General features: G+C 59.3%; 13 protein-coding genes. 7 read left to right on the top strand and 6 right to left on the bottom strand.

The features are described from left to right. Positions 1–34: 34 nt before the first annotated feature. A complete protein-coding gene (gene gyrA / locus FB593_RS02160; RefSeq protein ID WP_145166294.1) occupies positions 35–2827 on the bottom strand; it encodes a DNA gyrase subunit A in 2793 nt (930 codons plus the stop codon). A 217-nt stretch (positions 2828–3044) separates the two neighbouring features. Between gyrA and FB593_RS02155 the strand changes: the two genes are divergently transcribed. Next, on the top strand, positions 3045–3674 hold the full coding sequence (locus FB593_RS02155; RefSeq protein WP_145166293.1) for a MarC family protein: 630 nt from the start codon (positions 3045–3047) through the stop codon (positions 3672–3674). Between the two features lie 123 nt (positions 3675–3797). Next, complete coding sequence (locus FB593_RS02150) at positions 3798–4946, top strand: HPP family protein (protein ID WP_145166292.1); 1149 nt, start codon at positions 3798–3800, stop codon at positions 4944–4946. A gap of 66 nt (positions 4947–5012) precedes the next feature. On the opposite strand, the gene FB593_RS02145 is transcribed toward FB593_RS02150, so the two are convergent. After that, positions 5013–5588: a single-stranded DNA-binding protein gene (locus FB593_RS02145; RefSeq protein WP_186447874.1), complete on the bottom strand. Its 576-nt coding sequence runs from the start codon at positions 5586–5588 to the stop codon at positions 5013–5015. A 265-nt stretch (positions 5589–5853) separates the two neighbouring features. On the opposite strand from FB593_RS02145, the gene uvrA reads away from it, so the two are divergent. After that, a complete protein-coding gene (gene uvrA, locus FB593_RS02140) occupies positions 5854–8775 on the top strand; it encodes an excinuclease ABC subunit UvrA (RefSeq protein WP_145166291.1) in 2922 nt (973 codons plus the stop codon). Between the two features lie 56 nt (positions 8776–8831). Beyond that, positions 8832–9632: a DUF72 domain-containing protein gene (locus tag FB593_RS02135; RefSeq protein WP_145166290.1), complete on the top strand. Its 801-nt coding sequence runs from the start codon at positions 8832–8834 to the stop codon at positions 9630–9632. A gap of 5 nt (positions 9633–9637) precedes the next feature. Here FB593_RS02135 and dusA read toward each other — a convergent pair whose 3' ends face one another. After that, positions 9638–10648 (bottom strand): tRNA dihydrouridine(20/20a) synthase DusA, encoded by a 1011-nt coding sequence (gene dusA / locus FB593_RS02130; protein ID WP_145166289.1) that lies wholly within the window; start codon positions 10646–10648, stop codon positions 9638–9640. Positions 10649–10786: 138 nt separating this feature from the next. On the opposite strand from dusA, the gene FB593_RS02125 reads away from it, so the two are divergent. Both FB593_RS02125 and FB593_RS02120 read left to right on the top strand, forming a co-directional pair. Then, complete coding sequence (locus tag FB593_RS02125) at positions 10787–11476, top strand: fumarylacetoacetate hydrolase family protein (RefSeq protein WP_003515271.1); 690 nt, start codon at positions 10787–10789, stop codon at positions 11474–11476. Positions 11477–11513: 37 nt separating this feature from the next. After that, a complete protein-coding gene (locus FB593_RS02120; RefSeq protein WP_013636159.1) occupies positions 11514–12047 on the top strand; it encodes a gamma carbonic anhydrase family protein in 534 nt (177 codons plus the stop codon). A gap of 39 nt (positions 12048–12086) precedes the next feature. Here FB593_RS02120 and zur read toward each other — a convergent pair whose 3' ends face one another. From zur to znuC, 3 genes are read right to left on the bottom strand one after another with little or no spacing between them, the layout of a single operon-like run. Further along, on the bottom strand, positions 12087–12491 hold the full coding sequence (gene zur, locus FB593_RS02115) for a zinc uptake transcriptional repressor Zur (protein WP_025593459.1): 405 nt from the start codon (positions 12489–12491) through the stop codon (positions 12087–12089). Then, positions 12488–13306, bottom strand: a complete 819-nt coding sequence (gene znuB, locus FB593_RS02110; RefSeq protein WP_013636161.1) for a zinc ABC transporter permease subunit ZnuB — start codon at positions 13304–13306, stop codon at positions 12488–12490. The genes zur and znuB overlap by 4 nt, the downstream gene beginning before the upstream one ends. Beyond that, positions 13299–14216, bottom strand: a complete 918-nt coding sequence (gene znuC / locus FB593_RS02105) for a zinc ABC transporter ATP-binding protein ZnuC (protein ID WP_113473143.1) — start codon at positions 14214–14216, stop codon at positions 13299–13301. Before znuC ends, znuB begins: the two co-directional genes overlap by 8 nt. A gap of 104 nt (positions 14217–14320) precedes the next feature. Here znuC and znuA point away from each other — a divergent pair, with 104 nt between their 5' ends. After that, the gene (gene znuA, locus FB593_RS02100) at positions 14321–15307 is read left to right on the top strand and encodes a zinc ABC transporter substrate-binding protein ZnuA (RefSeq protein ID WP_111799657.1); all 987 of its coding nucleotides are present in this window, start codon (positions 14321–14323) and stop codon (positions 15305–15307) included. Positions 15308–15321: the final 14 nt, after the last annotated feature.

Genomic DNA, 15321 nt, shown 5'->3' with positions numbered 1-15321 from the left:
TTTTTGTTGATTGACAATGAAGAAACGAGGCGGCTTACGCCTCGCTCTCCGGTGCCTCTGGCGTATCCGGCAGAGTGTCTGCCACAGCTTCGCCATTGCCGTTTTCCGCCTCTTCGTCGCCTTCAGGCTCGTTGATACGTTCCACGGAAACCACCTTCTCATCCTTGGCGGTGGAGAAGATCGTCACGCCCTTGGTGGCGCGGCTTGCGATACGGATGCCGTTTACCGGCACACGGATCAGCTGGCCGCCATCGGAAACCAGCATGATCTGGTCGCCTTCGTCCACCGGGAAGGCCGCAACGAGTTCGCCGATTTCCGTCGTCTTCGAGGTATCGGTGGCGCGAATGCCCTTGCCGCCGCGACCCGATGTGCGGAAGTCGTAAGACGAAGAACGCTTGCCGTAGCCTTTTTCAGAGACGGTCAGCACGAATTCTTCGCGTGCCTTCAGTTCCTGATAACGCTCTTCGCTGAGTTCGCCTTCTTCCGCGACTTCCTCACCAACCAGTGCGATATCTTCCTCATCGACCCCGGCGGCACGCCGCTCGGTGGCCGAACGCTTGAGGTAGGCCGCACGCTCCCACGGTTCAGCTTCCACATGGCCCACAATGGTCATGGAGATGATGCGGTCGCCATCCGCCATGTTGATACCGCGCACGCCAACCGAGTTGCGGCCGGCGAAGACGCGGACATCGTCGACGGGGAAGCGGATGCACTGGCCGAGTGCCGTCGTCAGCAATACGTCATCCTGGTCGGTACAGGTCTCGACGGAGAGGATTTCATCGCCCTCCTCCTCCAGCTTCATGGCGATCTTGCCGTTGCGGTTGACCTGCACGAAATCGCCGAGCTTGTTGCGGCGAACCGTGCCGCGCGTCGTCGAGAACATCACATCGAGCGTTTCCCAGGTCGTTTCGTCCTCGGGCAACGGCATGATGGTGGTGATGCGCTCGCCGGGTTCCAGCGGCAGCATGTTGATGAGGGCCTTGCCCTTCGACTGCGGCGTACCGATCGGAAGGCGCCAGACCTTTTCCTTGTACACGATGCCGCGCGAGGAGAAGAACAGCACCGGCGTATGGGTATTGGCGACAAAGAGACGATTGACGAAATCTTCGTCGCGCGTCGCCATGCCGGAACGGCCCTTGCCGCCGCGACGCTGTGCCCGGTAGGTGGTCAGCGGCACGCGCTTGATGTAGCCGAGATGCGAAACGGTGACGACCATATCTTCGCGGGAGATGAGGTCTTCATCATCCATGTCAGGACCGCCTTCGACGATCTCGGACCGGCGTGGCGTGCCGAACTCGTCGCGGATGGCGATAAGCTCATCCTTGACGATCTGCATGATGCGCAGCCGTGAAGACAGGATTTCGAGATATTCGCTGATTTCCGCGCCGATCTTGTTCAGCTCGTCGCCGATTTCGTCGCGGCCAAGCGCCGTCAGGCGGGCAAGGCGCAATTCGAGAATGGCGCGTGCCTGCTCTTCGGAGAGATTGTAGGTGCCGTCTTCATTGATGCGGTGGCGCGGATCGTCGATGAGACGGATCAGGCTTTCCACATCCTGCGCCGGCCAGCGCCGCGTCATCAGCTCCTCACGGGCCGAAGCCGGATCGGGAGCATGACGAATGACGCGGATGACTTCGTCGATATTGGCAACCGAGATCGCCAGACCGACCAACACATGCGCGCGGTCGCGCGCCTTGCGCAGCAGATACTTCGTGCGGCGGCTGACGACATCCTCACGGAAGGACACGAAGGCGCGCAGCATGTCCAGCAACGTCATCTGTTCAGGCTTGCCGCCGTTCAGCGCCACCATGTTGCAGCCGAAGGAGGTCTGCAGCGGCGTGTAGCGATAGATCTGGTTCAGGATGACTTCGGCATTGGCGTCGCGCTTCAGCTCGACGACGACGCGATAACCCTGGCGGTCGGACTCGTCGCGCAGGTCGGAAATACCCTCGATGCGCTTTTCCTTGACCAGTTCGGCCATCTTCTCGATCATCGTCGCCTTGTTCACCTGATAGGGAACCTCGGTGATGATGATCTGCTCGCGGTCGCCGCGCATCGGCTCGATGGTCGCACGGCCACGCATGATGACCGATCCGCGACCCGTCTCATAGGCAGAGCGAATGCCGGAACGGCCCATGATGAGCGCGCCGGTCGGGAAGTCCGGGCCGGGAATGATCTGCATCAGTTCAAGCAGCTCGATCGCGGGATTGTCGATGAGGGCGATACAGCCGTCGATGACTTCGGAAAGATTGTGCGGCGGAATGTTCGTCGCCATGCCGACGGCGATGCCGCCTGCCCCGTTGACCAGAAGGTTCGGGAATTTCGCGGGAATGACGACCGGCTCATGCAAGGTGCCGTCATAGTTGTCGCGGAAATCCACCGTTTCCTTGTCGAGATCGTCGAGAAGCGAATGCGCTGCCTTTTCGAGACGGCACTCGGTGTAACGTTCGGCCGCCGGCGGATCGCCGTCGATGGAGCCGAAGTTGCCCTGTCCGTCGATCAGCGGCAGGCGCAGAGACCAGTCCTGCGCCATGCGCGCCAGCGCATCGTAAATCGCCGCATTGCCGTGCGGATGGAATTTACCCATCACGTCACCGGTGACGCGGGCGCATTTGACGTATTTCTTGTTCCAGTCGATGCCGAGTTCGGACATGCCGTAAAGAATACGGCGATGAACCGGCTTCAGACCGTCACGGACATCGGGAAGCGCGCGGGAAACGATAACGCTCATGGCGTAATCGAGATAGGACCGCTGCATTTCCTCAATGATGGAAATCGGTTCAATGCCTGGCGGAAGTTTTCCGCCGCCGGGGGGGCTCTGGTCAGTCAAAACGGATCACATTCTCTGTTAAGAATCGGATGGATTTTTATAGCGGAAACAGCCACGTTAAGCCAATTTCCCGGCGAGTTTTGAACAGTCTTTTGCGTCATTTGCAAGACATACCCCGCTTTTCGCCATTTAGGTTGGCAAAAGCGACGCCGCTCCCTTTCAAAGCGTGCACGACTTGCGTAGGCTCCGGCCTAAAAACAGAACAGGCGGGGAAAGAATGGCCAGCAGCGAAACGCTCATCAACGCGCTTACAACACTTCTGGTCACGCTCGATCCGCCCGGTCTCGCGCCGGTATTTCTCGCACTCACGGTTGGAATGACGCGCGACCAGCGCGCCCAGGTGGCCCTGCGTGGTTCGATCATCGCCTTCGGCATTCTCGCCATCTTCGCCCTGTTCGGTCTCACCATCCTCAACCTTCTCGGCATTTCGCTGGGTGCCTTCCGCATCGCCGGTGGCCTTCTGCTGTTCTGGATTTCCTTCGAGATGATTTTCGAGAAACGCCAGGAGCGCAAGGAAAAGACCTCGGAGATTGCCATCACCAAGGACCATCTGCACAATCTGGCGGTCTTTCCGCTCGCCTTGCCGTTGATCGCCGGGCCTGGCGCCATTTCCGCGACCGTGCTCCTGGCGGGAACGATGAAGACGACGCTCGAAATGCTCGTGCTTATTCTCATCCTCGCCTTCGCCATGGCCCTCGTCTACGCCACCCTGATCGTCTCGGAACGCATGGACCGTTTTCTCGGCAATACCGGCCGCGCGATCCTGACAAGGCTGCTCGGCGTCCTTCTTGCCGCGCTTTCCGTGCAGTTCGTAGTGGACGGCATAAAATCGGCCTTCGCATTCTGACGACCATCGGTTCGCAACAAAATGCCGCAACCGGCCGGATTTGCGAAAAATCCGCCCTTTGAATCCGGCTCCTGCCTCGGTTAAAAGACGCGCATCTTTTTTCCGCACCAGAAAGCTCTCTCCATGCGATCCACGCTGCGCCGCCTCATCCCGGATGCCGCTCCCGTCAGTAACCGGGAAAGGCTGCGCGCTGCGGCGGGCGCCTTCGTCGGCATTTCGCTGACGGGACTTCTGGGCAGCCTTGCTTTCCGCCTAGACCCTACCCTGCCAGCCATGATCGCGCCGATGGGCGCCTCGGCGGTGCTTTTATTCGCCGTGCCATCCAGCCCCCTTGCGCAGCCCTGGTCGATCCTCTGCGGCAACATCGTGTCGGCTTTCGTGGGCGTGACGGTGGCTTTACTCGTTCCGGATATTTTTCTTGCCAGCGCGCTTGCCATAAGCCTTGCCATTGCTGCCATGATGGCGCTGCGCTGCCTGCACCCGCCAAGCGGCGCGGTGGCGCTGACGGCCGTTCTCGGCGGCCCCGCCGTGCATAGTCTCGGCTATGGCTTTATTCTCTGGCCGGTCGCCGGAAACTCGCTCATCCTTCTCATCCTCGCGCTCGTTTATAACAATGCTACCGGCCGCGCCTATCCGCACGGCCTGAGGTTGGGAAAGGCCAGCCACGGCACGGCAGACCCGACGCCGATACAGAAAATCGGCTTTTCCTCAGCCGATCTGGACGAGGTGCTGAAGGAATATGACGAGGTTCTCGATATTGATCGCGATGTGCTGGAGATGATTTTGCGCAAGACGGAATTGCGCTCCTGGCGCCGCCGCGCCCTCCACCTCGATTGCGCCAGCGTCATGTCGCGCGATGTGGTCGGCGTCGCCCCGGATGATAGCCTGCGCCACGCCCATTCACTGATGCGCAACCGCCATTTCAAGGCTCTGCCCGTGACCAACGACAGGGCCGAAATCCTTGGCATCGTCACTCAGACGGATTTTCTTGAAAAGGCTAGCTGGAGAAACGGCCGCCCTTCCATCGGTTTCCTGCAGCGCCTGCGCCTTATTCTCTCAGGCACAAGCGCACCCAACGATACCGTCAAGGATATCATGACATCGCCTGTTAGAACCGTGCAGCCGGAAACGGCGATCGAGGAAGCAATCATCCGCTTTGCGGAGGAAGGGCTGCATTACCTGCCGGTGATCGACGCCAACGGCAAGATGGTGGGTATTCTTTCGCAGTCCGATGTCATGGTTGCGATGCTGGCGGACAAAGCCGCGGCATAGGTCGTCGCCACCTTGAAGCGGGCAACCGGTTTCGACCGGCTCCCGCCCCGTCAATCACGGTCCCGATCAGAACGGGATATCGTCGTCCATGTCACTGGAGAAGCCGCCGGAAGGCTGGCTGCCGCCACGCGAGGCACCGCCGCGGGCCGCCGGCTGCTGGTCGTAACCGCCACCGTAGTTACTGCCGCCGCTGCCATAATCTCCACCGCCGATGTCGCCACCGCTGCGGCTCCCGCCGCCACCTTCGCCGCGACCGTCGAGCATCGTCAGCGTGGAGTTGAAGCCCTGCAGTACCACTTCGGTGGAGTAACGGTCGTTGCCCGTCTGGTCCTGCCACTTGCGCGTCTGCAGCTGGCCTTCAATATAGAGCTTGGCGCCCTTTTTCACATATTGTTCAACAACCTTGCACAGGCCTTCGTTGAAAACGACGACCGTGTGCCATTCTGTCTTTTCCTTGCGCTCGCCGCTGTTGCGGTCCCGCCACGTCTCTGAGGTGGCGATACGCAGATTGGCGATTGGACGGCCGTCCTGCGTCCGGCGAATTTCGGGATCGGCGCCAACGTTCCCAATCAGAATTACCTTGTTTACGCTACCAGCCATCTCGTCATCCTGTCCGCCAGCCATCGTGACCGGCAATTGCATTTCAAAAAATCCCGCACACAATAACCATCGCCGCCCGCAAAGGGCACCGCAACGGGGAACAATCCACAGCGAATAATCCCGACTTTCTCAGAGAGTATATTCGCACTTGCAATTTGTTCCTTTTTTGTTCTATTAAATCACGAAATTCGAGTCAAGTGAGCCGAAAAGCCATCGATCGATAGGGAATAAACCTCGACACGTCCGGTTGCGTCACTACATAAGGACGCGCCGCCATCAGGCCTGTTAATTTTGTCCGAGCTTTATCATGAGTGAACTGAAGACGATTTCCATCCGTGGTGCCCGTGAGCATAACCTCAAGGGTATCGATCTGGATCTACCGCGCAACAAGCTGATCGTCATGACCGGGCTCTCCGGCTCGGGCAAGTCGTCGCTCGCCTTCGACACAATCTATGCCGAGGGCCAGCGCCGTTATGTCGAGAGCCTCTCGGCCTATGCGCGCCAGTTCCTCGAAATGATGCAGAAGCCGGATGTAGACCGCATCGAGGGGCTTTCTCCGGCGATTTCCATCGAGCAGAAAACCACCTCGAAGAACCCGCGCTCTACGGTCGGCACGGTCACGGAAATCTACGACTATATGCGCCTGCTGTTTGCGCGTGTCGGTGTGCCCTACTCGCCGGCGACGGGCCTGCCGATCGAGAGCCAGACGGTCAGCCAGATGGTCGACCGTATCCTTGCCTTCGAGGAAGGCACGCGCCTTTATATTCTCGCGCCGATCGTGCGCGGCCGCAAAGGCGAATATAAAAAGGAACTCGCCGAGCTGATGAAGAAGGGCTTCCAGCGCGTCAAGGTGGATGGCCAGTTCTACGAGATCGCTGACGTTCCCGTCCTCGACAAAAAGTACAAACACGATATCGATGTGGTGGTAGACCGCGCCGTCGTGCGCGCGGATATGGCAGCACGCCTTGCCGACAGTCTCGAGACCTGCCTCAAGCTCGCCGACGGGTTGGCAGTGGCCGAATTTGCCGACAAGCCCCTGCCGCCGGAAGAAACCTCGGCTGGCGGCTCCGCAAACAAATCGCTCAATGAGACCCACGAGCGTATGCTGTTTTCGGAAAAATTCGCCTGCCCGGTCTCCGGCTTCACCATCCCGGAAATCGAGCCCAGGCTTTTCTCCTTCAACAATCCCTTCGGCGCCTGCCCCACCTGTGACGGTCTCGGCTCGCAGCAGAAGGTGGACGAAAACCTGATCGTGCCCGAACCTGCACGCACCCTGCGGGATGGCGCGATCGCCCCCTGGGCCAAGTCGTCTTCCCCCTATTACAACCAGACGCTGGAGGCACTGGGCAAGGCCTTCGGTTTCAAGCTGTCGAGCAAATGGACGGACCTTTCGAAAGAGGCGCAGCACGCCATTCTCCAGGGCACTGACGACAAGATCGAGTTCAACTATCAGGACGGCGCGCGCTCCTACAAGACGGTGAAGAATTTCGAAGGCATCGTTCCCAATCTGGAGCGTCGCTGGAAAGAGACCGACAGCGCCTGGGCGCGCGAGGAAATCGAGCGTTATATGTCGGCAGCCCCCTGCCCGGCCTGCGCCGGCTATCGCCTGAAGCCGGAAGCGCTCGCCGTCAAGATCAACAGGATGCACATCGGCGAAGTCACCCAGATGTCGATCCGTATGGCACGCGACTGGTTCGAGACGCTGCCGGAAAATCTGAACGCCAAACAGAACGAGATCGCGGTTCGCATCCTCAAGGAAATCCGCGAACGTCTGCGATTCCTCAACGATGTCGGGCTGGATTATCTCAGCCTGTCACGCAACTCCGGCACGCTTTCCGGCGGAGAAAGCCAGCGCATCCGGCTTGCTTCGCAGATCGGTTCCGGCCTCACCGGCGTTCTCTATGTTCTGGATGAGCCGTCCATCGGCCTGCATCAGCGTGACAATGCCCGTCTGCTCGATACGCTGAAACATCTGCGTGATATCGGCAATACAGTGATCGTGGTCGAACACGACGAGGATGCCATCCTGACGGCGGATTATGTCGTTGATATCGGCCCGGCCGCCGGCATCCACGGCGGTCAGGTGATCGCCGAAGGCACGCCGCAGGAGGTCATGGCCAATCCGAAATCGCTGACCGGCAAATATCTATCCGGCGAACTTGGCGTCGCCGTGCCGGCAGAACGCCGCAAGCCCAAGAAGGGCCGCGAAATCAAGGTTTTTGGCGCACGCGGCAACAACCTGAAGAATGTGACTGCGGCCGTTCCCCTTGGCGTTTTCACCGCCGTTACCGGCGTGTCGGGTGGTGGCAAATCCACCTTCCTGATCGAGACGCTCTATAAGTCGGCAGCACGCCGGGTGATGGGCGCGCGCGAAATTCCGGCCGAGCATGACCGCATCGATGGTTTCGAATTCATCGACAAGGTGATCGATATCGACCAGTCGCCAATCGGCCGCACGCCACGATCAAACCCCGCCACCTACACCGGCGCATTCACGCCTATCCGTGACTGGTTCGCCGGTCTGCCGGAGGCAAAGGCGCGAGGTTATGCACCTGGCCGTTTCTCCTTCAACGTCAAGGGTGGCCGCTGCGAAGCCTGCCAGGGCGACGGCGTCATCAAGATCGAGATGCACTTCCTGCCGGATGTCTATGTCACCTGCGACGTCTGCCACGGCAAGCGTTATAATCGCGAGACGCTGGACGTGACCTTCAAGGGCAAGTCCATTGCCGACGTGCTTGATATGACGGTGGAAGAAGGCGTTGAATTCTTCGCCGCCGTTCCGGCCGTGCGTGACAAGCTGCAAGCGCTGTTCGATGTCGGCCTCGGTTACATCAAGGTCGGCCAGCAGGCCAATACGCTCTCCGGCGGCGAGGCGCAGCGCGTCAAGCTCGCAAAGGAACTGTCAAAACGCTCCACCGGCCGCACGCTCTACATCCTCGATGAACCGACGACGGGTCTCCATTTCCACGACGTCAACAAGCTTCTGGAAATGCTGCAGGCGCTGGTGGATCAGGGCAATTCCGTCGTGGTAATCGAGCACAATCTCGAAGTCATCAAGACGGCCGACTGGATCATCGATATTGGCCCCGAAGGCGGCACGGGCGGCGGCGAAGTGGTGGCAACCGGAACGCCGGAAGACATCGTCAAGAACGAGCGCTCCTATACCGGTCATTTCCTGAAGGAACTTCTGGAACGCCGGCCAGCCGGAAAACGCGAGGCTGCGGAGTAATCCGCACCTTTCGCAGCAAGGGTACGTAAGGCCGATAGCCCGAGGAGGAATAGTATATGTCGACATCAGGCACGATTCGCACCGGTATCGGCGGCTGGACTTTCGAGCCGTGGGAAGGCACGTTTTATCCGGAAAAACTGCCGAAGAAACGCCAGCTGGAACATGCCAGCCGGCAATTGACGGCGATCGAGGTGAACGGCACCTATTATAGCAGCCAGAAACCCGAGACCTTCGCCAAATGGGCGGCGGACGTTCCTGAGGATTTCGTTTTCTCCCTGAAGGCAAGCCGCTTCGTCACCAACCGCAAGGTCCTGGCCGAGGCGGGTGAATCCATGACGAAGTTCCTGACGCAGGGACTGACGGAGCTCGGCCACCATCTCGGCCCGATTCTCTGGCAATTCGCGCCGATTAAAAAATTCGACGCCGAGGATTTCGGGGCGTTTCTGGCATTGCTGCCCGAAAAACAGGACGGCGTCAGCCTTCGCCACGTGGTCGAAGTGCGAAACCCGACATTTCAGGTGCCGGAATTCATCGATCTTCTCGCCAAACACAAGGTCGCGGTCGTCTGCGCCGACCATCACGATTATCCGATGCTGCCTGACGTAACTGCCGATTTCGTCTATTGCCGCCTGCAAAAGGGCGAAGACGATATCGAGACCTGTTATCCGAAGGCCGAGATTGACCATTGGGCAAAACGGGTCAAGACCTATGCGGCGGGCGGTGTTCCGGATGACCTGCCGCTGATCGCTCCCGATAGAAAAGTAGAGAAGACCCCTCGCGATGTCTTCGCTTTCTTCATCACCGGCGGCAAGGTCAATGCACCAAACGGCGCACAGGTATTGCAGAAATTGGTCTGACTGGCTCAGCCAGCCATTTCTTTCGCCGGGTTGAAATCGACTGCCGCGAACGCCGCCTCGATCACCTCGGTTCCAGCGCCCGGCCGTGTGGCGTCGCTGGAAAGGATTTGCCGGAAACGGCGCGCGCCGGGCATGCCCTGAAACAGGCCGACCATGTGGCGGGTGACGTGATTGAGGCGCCCGCCGGCGGCAATATAGTCGGCGGCGTAGGCCATCATCGCATCACGCAGCCCCATCCAGTCAGCTTGCCGGGCCTCTTCGCCATAAATGCGATGGTCGACATCGGCAAGGATGGACGTATTGTGATAGGCCGCACGGCCAAGCATCACGCCGTCCATATGCTGCAGATGGAGGCTTGCCTGATCGAGATCGGAGATACCGCCGTTGATACCGATGAAGATGTCAGGATTTTCCCGCTTCATGCGATAGACGAGATCATAATCGAGCGGCGGCACCTCACGGTTTTCCTTCGGCGAAAGCCCTTGCAGCCAAGCCTTGCGCGCATGGATCCAGACCGCATCCGCGCCCGCCGCCACAACCCGCGAAAGAAAATCCGGCAGCACGGCTTCCGGCTCCTGATCGTCCACGCCAATGCGGCATTTGACCGTGACCGGCACCTTCGCAACGGCCTTCATCGCCGTCACGCATTGCGCGACAATCTCGGGTTCGCGCATCAGACATGCGCCGAAAGTGCCGGATTGCACCCGGTCCGAAGGACAGCCGACATTGAGGTTGATCTCGTCATAGCCATAATCGCCGGCGATCCGCACCGCCTCCGAAAGCTTTACCGGATCCGACCCACCGAGTTGCAGTGCAACCGGATGTTCCTGAGTATGATAGTTGAGCAACCTGTCGCGCTGGCCATGGATGATGGCGTCGGCAACGATCATTTCCGTATAAAGCAGCGCACGCTTCGACAATTGCCGGTGCAGAAATCTGCACCTCGTGTCCGTCCAATCGATCATCGGGGCCACGGCAAAGATTTTTTCGCCGTTTGCAAGCGCTTGTCTGTACATGAATTAACCTCTTTGCGGCGGCTTCTACAGCAAAGGACCGCAAAAAGCCAGTTTTGCAGCTGCGGTCATTTTGAACTGGAAATCACCCAGGAATCGGGGGACAAGACTTGCAGTTCTAAAAAGACGACAGGAAATCCCATGGCCGCCACCGTCATTCCAGTTCCAGAACCCGTTCTTCTGCCCGTAGAGGGCACAAACGAGATGTTCCCCGTGCGGCGGGTCTATTGTGTCGGCCGCAATTATGCCGATCACGCCATCGAGATGGGCCACGATCCTTCAAGGGAACCGCCGTTTTATTTCCAGAAAAATCCGGACAACCTTCTGCCTGCGGGTCAGGATTTCCCCTACCCTTCGCTGTCGTCGAACGTGCATTACGAAGTCGAATGCGTCGTGGTGTTGAAAAGCGGCGGTGCGGATATTCTGGCAAGCGATGCGCTGGGCCACGTCTGGGGTTACGCGGTTGGCATCGATATGACACGCCGCGACCTTCAGGATGGTTTGAAGAAGATGGGACGCTCGTGGGAGGGCGCAAAAGCGTTCGAATATTCCGCGCCGGTCTCCGCCATCGTTCCCGCAGACAAGATCGGCCATCCGTCGACCGGTGCGATCTGGCTCGATGTCAATGGTGAGCGCAAGCAAACAGGCGATCTTGCGCAGATGATCTGGAAAGTGCCGGAAGTGATTGCCGAGCTTTCAAAGCTGTTCACGCTTGCCGCTGGCGATGTCATCATGACCGGCACGCCCGCAGGCGTCGGCCCTATCGTGCGCGGCGATCGGATCGAGTGTGGTGTAGACGGTGTCGGCACCCTGTCCGTTACGGTCGCCTGATCGCTATCGGCGCATAATCCAAAGGGAGAGAACCGCCATGCCGCTTTATCGCCTCGCAGATCGGGTGCCGCAGACCCCCGCCACGGATCGCTACTGGGTCGCGCCCGATGCGAATGTCATTGGCTCGGTGATACTTGCCGAGGATGTCGGCATCTGGTTCGGCGCGACGCTGCGCGGCGATAATGATCCAATCAGCATCGGTCGCGGCACCAATATTCAGGACGGCGTGATGGTTCACAGCGATCTCGGTTTTGCCGCCACGATCGGCGAAATGTGCACCATCGGCCACCACGCCATCATCCACGGCTGCACCATCGGCGACAATTCGCTCGTCGGCATGGGCGCAACGATCCTGAACGGCGCAAAGATCGGCCGCAACTGCCTGGTCGGCGCCAATGCGCTGGTGACGGAGGGCAAGGAGTTTCCCGACAATTCCCTAATCGTCGGATCGCCGGCGCGTGCCGTCCGAACGCTGGATGACGAGGCCGTCGCCAGCATCCGCCGCTCGGCGGAAAATTACATCGAAAACTGGAAGCGTTTTTCGAAGGATCTGGAAGTCATCGAAGAATGACGGATGGCGGGCAAGAACGCCCGCTGTCGCCAAACGGTGTTACCCCGCGCAGGCGGCACACAGACCACGAATTTCGATAGTGGTCTTTTCCGCCTTGAACTTGCTGTCCTTGACCCAGCGCTCGAGGCGATGGTCAATCTCGTGATCGTGGAACTCATTCACCTGGCCGCAGGATTCGCAAATGGCAAAGGCGACGGTGCCATGATGATGCGAGCAGCATTCGGCTTGCGTATGGGTGCAGGCAACAAAGGCGTTGAGGCTTTCAAGCCGGTGCACGAGACCATATTCCACCAGCTTTTCCAACGCCCGGTAGACCTGCAGCGGCGCGCGAAAACCATCGTCGCGCAGCTTGTCGAGGATCACATAGGCGCTGAGCGGCGCATGCGCATTCGACAGGGCATTCATGACCAGCGACTGGTTTTTGGTAAGGTTCTGCGCATTCATGACTTGCCTCCTTCATCTGCGGAGCGGGAAAAACCCGGTGCCGGCAACAGGCTTATAACGAACAGGATCACGGCGGCAACCACGATGGACGGTCCTGATGGCGTGTCGTAACTCAGCGATCCGAACAGGCCGCCAACGACGGCAACCGCTCCGATCAGAGACGCGACCACAGCCATCACCTCAGGCGTGGAAGAAAAACGTCTGGCTGTCGCCGCCGGTATGATGAGCAGCGATGTGATCAACATGATGCCGACCACCTTCATGGCGATGGCAATCACCAGCGCCATCAACAGCGTGAAGATGAGCTTGGCGCGTTCCGGGTTCAACCCCTCGGCCTCGGCCAACTCGGTATTGACTGTGGAGGCCAGCAGAGATCGCCACAGGAACACCATGGAAACCAGCACCACCAGCCCGCCGCCCCAAATCAGCGCGATATCGCTGCGGGTAACGGCCAGAATATCCCCGAACAGGAAGGAGACGAGATCGATGCGCACCCAGCTCATGAAGGCAACTATGACGAGACCGATCGCCAGCGCCGAATGAGAGAGTATGCCGAGGAGCGCATCGGCGGAAAGCGCCTGCCGCCGTTGCAAAAAAATCAGCAGGATCGAAACCGCCGAGGCTACAAGAAAGACGCTGACGATGAGGTTGATCTGCAACAGCAGCGACAGCGCAACGCCAAGCAGTGCCGAATGGGCCATCGTATCGCCGAAATAGGCCATGCGCCGCCACACAACGAAGCAGCCAAGAGGACCGGCGGTGAGCGCAACACCGATGCCGGCGATCATGGCGCGAACGAAGAAATCGTCAAACATGCCGCTCTCCCTGCTGGTGGCTTGAAGTGGCATGTCCGTCATGCTCGTGGCCGCAGCCGCAGTCCCCATGGTCATGATTATGGTCGTGATGCTGCTCATGCGCATCATGATGGCCATCGTCGGGGTGGCAATGTTCGGTCACCGAACCATCCGCGTGCTGCACCCGGCCATCGGGCAGATGGGTGTGGTCGTGATGGTGGCTGTAAACGGCAAGCGCCTTGGTGGCCGACCCACCGAAAAGTCGCATATATTCCGGGCTCTGGCTTACCGCCTGCGGCGTTCCCCGGCAGCAGACATGGCCGTTCAGGCATATTACGGTATCGGTTTCCGCCATGACGACATGCAGGTCATGCGAGATTAACAGAATTCCGCAATTGTTTGAATTCCTGATATTTTTTATCAAATCATAAAGCGCGATCTCCCCGGAGAAATCAACGCCCTGCACAGGCTCGTCGAGAACCAGCAGATCGGGCTTGCGCGCAATGGCGCGGGCAAGCAGCGCCCGCTGGAACTCTCCGCCAGAAAGATGCTGCACCTCCGCGTTTGCCAGATGCGCGATACCCGTGGCGTTCAGCGCGGCGTCGATTTCGCGCGCGGGAAGAGGCCCGGTCAGCGTCATCAACCGGCGCACAGAAAGCGGCATGGTCCAGTCGACAGAGAGCTTCTGCGGCACATACCCGACCCTCAGACCGGCAATGCGCGATACCGCGCCCTCGCTCGGCTTCAAGACACCGATCGCCATTTTCGCGCTGGTTGATTTGCCCGAACCGTTCGGCCCGATCAACGTGACGATCTCACCCTTGCTGACGGAAAACTCCACGCCGCGCACGAGCCAGCGACCGTTGCGCTGCACGCCGGCATTGGAAAGTGACACCAGTATCTTTTTGCCCTCATGGGCGGAATGAAGCATGGGATTGTCCGATCGGCGATGTTGCTTACCGCTATCGCATACGTTATAGAGTTACGCAATAAATGTAATAACATAACTATACTTCTTCAAGTGGAGTGCATTTCATGAGATCGTTCGTGATCCCGCTCATGGCATCGGTAGCAATAGCGGCGGCCGCCTCCGGCGCCACCGCCGCCCCAAATGTCGTGGTCTCGATCAAGCCTGTCCATTCCCTCGTCGCGGCAATCATGCGTGGCGTGGGCGAACCGCAACTCATTGTCGACGGCGCAGCCTCGCCGCATACCTATAATCTGCGGCCTTCCAATGCCCGCACGCTGGAAAAGGCCGATCTGGTCTTCTGGGTCGGGCCTGGACTGGAGGCATTTCTGCAAAAGCCGCTGGAGGCGTTGACCAGCAAGGCAACAGTGGTCGAACTGGAAGACGCCAAGGGGCTGGAAAAGCTTCCCTTCCGCGAAGGCGGCCCTTTCGAGGCGCATGACGATGGCGAAGAGGCCCATGGAGAACATGCCGGCCATTCGGAAAGCGAAGACGCTCATGCTCATGATCACGCGCACGATGACGGCGACCATGAACACGGCGCGTACGACACTCATCTGTGGCTCGATCCGGCCAATGCCAAGGCCATGGCCCAGACGATAGAAACCGCACTGATTGCCGCCGATGCCGGCAACGCGGAAACCTATCAGGCCAATACGAAAAAACTGATCGACGATCTCGATGCGCTCGACAGCGAAATTGCGGAAACGGTCAAGCCTGTGAAGGACAAGCCCTTCATCGTCTTCCACGATGCCTATCAATATTTCGAGCATCGCTACGGCGTAAAAACGGCGGGATCGATCATCGTTAGCCCCGAAACCCTGCCCGGTGCCGATCGCGTCAGGGAGATGCAGGAAAAGGTTCGCCAACTTGGCGCGACCTGCGTTTTTGCCGAACCGCAATTCGAGCCGAAACTGATCTCCGTCATAACCGAAGGCACGGCGGCAAAGTCTGCAACGCTCGATCCCGAAGCGGCCACGCTTGAACCGGGTCCCGATCTCTACTTCAAGATGATGCGCGGCATCGCCGGCTCGCTGAAGGATTGCCTGTCCTGATCCGGACAGGCGTT

It is taken from the genome of Rhizobium sp. SJZ105, from assembly GCF_007828365.1.
Lineage (GTDB): Bacteria > Pseudomonadota > Alphaproteobacteria > Rhizobiales > Rhizobiaceae > Agrobacterium > Agrobacterium tumefaciens.
This window is presented reverse-complemented; position numbering and strand designations above follow the sequence as displayed.

What these genes read in the sequence shown, in the direction of transcription:
- FB593_RS02155 (WP_145166293.1), top strand. Translation starts at nt 3,045, where the DNA reads ATGGCCAGCAGCGAAACGCTCATCAACGCGCTTACAACACTTCTGGTC.
- uvrA (WP_145166291.1), top strand. Translation starts at nt 5,854, where the DNA reads ATGAGTGAACTGAAGACGATTTCCATCCGTGGTGCCCGTGAGCATAAC.
- zur (WP_025593459.1), bottom strand. Translation starts at nt 12,491, where the DNA reads ATGAATGCGCAGAACCTTACCAAAAACCAGTCGCTGGTCATGAATGCC.
- FB593_RS02145 (WP_186447874.1), bottom strand. Translation starts at nt 5,588, where the DNA reads ATGCAATTGCCGGTCACGATGGCTGGCGGACAGGATGACGAGATGGCT.
- FB593_RS02125 (WP_003515271.1), top strand. Translation starts at nt 10,787, where the DNA reads ATGGCCGCCACCGTCATTCCAGTTCCAGAACCCGTTCTTCTGCCCGTA.
- FB593_RS02120 (WP_013636159.1), top strand. Translation starts at nt 11,514, where the DNA reads ATGCCGCTTTATCGCCTCGCAGATCGGGTGCCGCAGACCCCCGCCACG.
- FB593_RS02150 (WP_145166292.1), top strand. Translation starts at nt 3,798, where the DNA reads ATGCGATCCACGCTGCGCCGCCTCATCCCGGATGCCGCTCCCGTCAGT.
- znuA (WP_111799657.1), top strand. Translation starts at nt 14,321, where the DNA reads ATGAGATCGTTCGTGATCCCGCTCATGGCATCGGTAGCAATAGCGGCG.
- znuB (WP_013636161.1), bottom strand. Translation starts at nt 13,306, where the DNA reads ATGTTTGACGATTTCTTCGTTCGCGCCATGATCGCCGGCATCGGTGTT.
- dusA (WP_145166289.1), bottom strand. Translation starts at nt 10,648, where the DNA reads ATGTACAGACAAGCGCTTGCAAACGGCGAAAAAATCTTTGCCGTGGCC.
- znuC (WP_113473143.1), bottom strand. Translation starts at nt 14,216, where the DNA reads ATGCTTCATTCCGCCCATGAGGGCAAAAAGATACTGGTGTCACTTTCC.
- FB593_RS02135 (WP_145166290.1), top strand. Translation starts at nt 8,832, where the DNA reads ATGTCGACATCAGGCACGATTCGCACCGGTATCGGCGGCTGGACTTTC.